General features: G+C 28.9%; 3 protein-coding genes. All 3 read left to right on the forward strand.

Going from position 1 to position 4,052, the window contains the following annotated elements:
* The first annotated feature begins 305 nt into the window (after positions 1–305).
* The 3 genes from BUC16_RS17355 to BUC16_RS17365 all read left to right on the forward strand — a co-directional run bounded on the left by BUC16_RS17355 (position 306) and on the right by BUC16_RS17365 (position 3,962).
* Positions 306–1,460: an OLD family protein gene (locus tag BUC16_RS17355; protein WP_073372080.1), complete on the forward strand. Its 1,155-nt coding sequence runs from the start codon at positions 306–308 to the stop codon at positions 1,458–1,460.
* Positions 1,461–1,462: 2 nt separating this feature from the next.
* Positions 1,463–2,425, forward strand: a complete 963-nt coding sequence (locus tag BUC16_RS17360; protein ID WP_073372081.1) for a hypothetical protein — start codon at positions 1,463–1,465, stop codon at positions 2,423–2,425.
* Positions 2,426–2,822: 397 nt separating this feature from the next.
* Positions 2,823–3,962, forward strand: coding sequence for a hypothetical protein (locus BUC16_RS17365; protein WP_073372082.1), 1,140 nt, complete (start codon positions 2,823–2,825; stop codon positions 3,960–3,962).
* Positions 3,963–4,052 lie beyond the last annotated feature (90 nt).

The raw sequence follows: 4,052 nt of genomic DNA on the forward strand, positions 1-4,052 counted from the left end.
TCTTGGTGTTTTCATACTTATTTCAAATTTAAGGATTTTGAAAACACTCTCTTATTTTTTGTCTAAATCAGTCCACTTTTTGCTGACGATTTACAATAAGCTCTCTTGTTTTTAAGGATAATTTAGTTTTTAGGGATGTTTTTTATTTACCACAATATGAAACAGGAATACTTCATTTTAGAGATTTTGAAATTCCAGATTTTCATAACACTCCAAGTTCACTAATACCAATAATCAAGCTTATTTTAGAAAAAGCAGAAAACGAAAGTAAAGATTGGCATATTTTTCGAGACCAAAATTCAAAATTGGATAAGGATTTAAGACAGGCATTGGTAAATAAATATTTGTTAGAACGTTTTGTTATAAAGGCGTTTATGTCTGTTGTAGTTCATCAAATGGAGAAAAGTAACACTTGGCTTGAAGAAGGGAAAATTGAAAATCCGTACAATATGGATAGGTTTAGAGATTCTTCCGCTCTTGATGTGCTTTTCTATTTTATTAAAGAAAGTTATATAGAAAGAGGAGATTTAAAAAAAATGATTTTTAATTACGACGGAATCATTCCTTTTTTCGAGAAATTACTGTCTCTTTTCTCAAAGGAAACTAACCCTGAAAGCATAAAAAAACAAAGCATTTGGTTAAATTTAGATGATGTAAAAGAAATTTTGCAATTACACAAGAGCATCATAATCAATCTACTTCATTATTATCCTACTTATGAAGGATTAATTGATAAAGGAGATTATACGGATGGATTCATCTCATTTCAACCTACTGATAGAAATATGAGTTCTGGAGAAAACGCTTTGCTAAATTTCTTTTCAAAGTTGTATAATTTTATTCAAAGTAACTTAATAAAGGGAAGTAAATCTTTGCCTGACAAGAGAAACTATATTTTGTTGTTAGATGAAGCAGACTTAGGATTTCATCCAGTTTGGAAGAAGAGATATGTGAATGCAATTCTAAAAACTATTCCCTACTTCTTTGAATCACTTGAAGTAAAGCCTAAATTGCAAATAATAATTTCAACACATGACCCACTTACATTGTCTGATTTGCCAATTAATAATGTTGTCTTTTTGCAAAAAGACGACAAATATTGCAGTGCAATTTCAGATAATGATAAAAATAAGATTCAAAAAACTTTTGGAGCAAATATTAATGATTTATTGGCACACTCATTCTTTGTAGAAAATGGATTGATAGGGGATTTTTCAAAATCTAAAATAAAAGAAGTTATAGGCTGGATAAATGAGAGCAAAAAGTTGTCTGACACTCATAAATCTACATCAAAGTTCAATGAGAAATTAGAGTACTATAAAAAAGTAGTTAATCTTATTGACGAAAAGGTTATTAAAATCAAACTTGCAGAAATGATAACGGATTTAGTTCCAAATAGTGACTATCATAATCAGATTATTGACAAAGAAATTGAATTTCTAATAAGTAAAAAAAGATAGTTATGCTACCAATAAATGATAATTTACCAAATATTAAAGATGCAAAGGATTACCATTATAAAATTATGCGTTATTTTATTAAAAGAAAGCTTAATGGTGATGCCTTTACTGAAAATCCTCCTATTGCTATTGATAGAAGAGTAAATAAGGTAAATGGAATAAAAAGTTCAATTGTCAAATTTTTAAATGAAGAAGACAACTTAAAAAAGGTACTTATTGGAAATCCAAAAGAACTTGATACAATAAAAGATAAGTTTACATCAAAAGGATTAAAGAAATCGTTAAAAACACTTATTAGTTACGATAGTTGGATAAAGACAGATGATAAATCGACATATAGATATTATAATGCTTATCATTTGGCAGAAAAATTAGATATTCCAACTTGTGTTTATTGCAATCGAATTTATACAAAAACTGTAATTAATAGTACAGGAAAGAAAGTAACAAGACCAACATTTGACCATTGGTTTCCTAAAAGTGATTATCCCTTACTGGCTCTGTCATTTTATAATTTAGTTCCAAGTTGTTCAGTTTGCAATAGTGGGGTGAAAGGTTCAACACCTTTTTCACTTTCAACTCATTTCCATCCATATCATAATAATCCTGATGAAGAATTTAAATATACGTTCAGTTATGACCATAAGGATTATGATAAGTTTTCCTTTAAGTTATCAACTGATAATAAATTTTCAGAAGATTCTGTAAATGCTTTTGAATTAGAAGAAATATTTAAGGCTCACGAAGATGAAATTGAAGATTTAAGAAGAATAAAAGATGCTTATTCAGAAGATTATATTGATATGTTGGAAAGTAAAATTTTAGATGGAATTACATTAGATAGAGATGATGTTTATCGATTAGCTTTTGGAGTTCATTTTCAAGAAGCAAAGTTTGATAGAAGACCGTTAAGCAAGATGAAAAAAGATATTTTAATAGAATTGGGAATTATTAAAACAAATTAAATAAACATTTAGAATATTGAATAATGTAAATCCTGATAGCTTTTGTTGTTACATAACTTTTGTTTTCACAATTTACGCTATTAGGTAAGTAGTCTTTGGTTTGATTTTTGTAATACTTTTTAATACATTTGAAAAAATAAAAATCATTAATTGAAGAAATAAAAAAACAACAATATATATAACTAATAGCGTAGCTATTAATTTAGTGCCTCAAAATCGCCAAAATTCAAAAAGCACTGCAAAATTAATAAGCGAACGCTCACGCCACTGGCGTGGGCTTCTCTTTTTTTGCAGTGTGGGTGTTTGGCGATACCTGAGGCGCAAATTAGAGTTTGTCTCACGCCTTTAGTTTTTCAAAAACTATAAAACTCTTTGGGACGAGGGTGTGAAAAACCCAATGAAAAATTATTATTTTAAATTAGCTGGTATATTTATAATCAGTCTTTTTTGTTCAATATCTTTTGGACAAGTAAAACAAATTACCCCTCCGAATATTACAAGTCCTTTTCAGTCTCAAAGCCAAAAGAATCAAGGGGAAAATAAAGTGGTAATAACACCATCTTCTCAAACTGCAAAAACTACCAAGCTATCAACTGAAAAATTAAAAACGGTTAATGGGTCTTTCTTTTTGGATTTTAAAAACCAAAATAGTCAGACAAGTAGAAAGAAAGAATCAAGAACATCAAGGATTATCTCAAATGAATTTGGTGCTTGGTTTGGTCTAAACGCAGACTATACATTTCAACTTATTTCTGAAAAAGAGGATGAATTAAAAATAACTCATAGTTACTATCATCAGTATTATAAAGGATTTTTAATTGAAGGAAGTATCATAATGCTACATTCCAAAGAAGGTCTTGTAGATGCAGCAAATGGACAAGTTGCTGAATTTGCATCTATGGAAACTCAAATCGTTATTTCAAAAGATGAAGCAAAAAATATTGCGAAATCATTTTCTAAAGTAACTGATGTACTAAATGAATATCCCGTTGAAACCTTAATTTGTAGAGTGCCTTCAGAAAAAGGTTTTGATTTTGTATTAGCTCATAAAGTAAGAATTGATTCTTCAAATCCATTTTTAATGAGCAATGTTTATGTTGATGCAAAGACTGGAAAAGTGATTAACAACATAAGCTTGATTACTGACATTGACACTCCTTCAACAGCAAATACTTTGTATAGCGGCACTCAAAATATTACAAGTGATAGTTATATTGGAGGCTATAGGTTAATTGACAATGCTAGAAAAATTGAAACTTATGATGCAACATTAGCAGATATTTCTAGTGTTGACATATTTACTACTACTTCATCTCTTTTTACTACTACTTCAGCAAATTGGGGTTCATTTCCCTATTTAACGTCGTTTACAATATCGACAGCATTACAAAATTGGTGGTATACAGCTTTAAGTGATACTAGTCCCGATTTGTATATAATTGTAAAAGATGCTTCAAATAAAATAGTTTACAATGGTAGAAATATGTACAAAAATAATACTATACCAACTTCTACAAATCCTATTGTTATTCTGTAAATCGTCAGCAAAAAGTGGACTGATTTAGACAAAAAATAAGAGAGTGTTTTCAAAATCCTTAAATTTGAAATAAGTATGAAAACACCAAGA

It is taken from the genome of Flavobacterium fluvii, from assembly GCF_900129545.1.
Lineage (GTDB): Bacteria > Bacteroidota > Bacteroidia > Flavobacteriales > Flavobacteriaceae > Flavobacterium > Flavobacterium fluvii.

Coding starts and splice junctions, on each gene's coding strand:
- BUC16_RS17360 (WP_073372081.1), top strand. CDS start 1,463: ATGCTACCAATAAATGATAATTTACCAAATATTAAAGATGCAAAGGAT.
- BUC16_RS17365 (WP_073372082.1), top strand. CDS start 2,823: ATGAAAAATTATTATTTTAAATTAGCTGGTATATTTATAATCAGTCTT.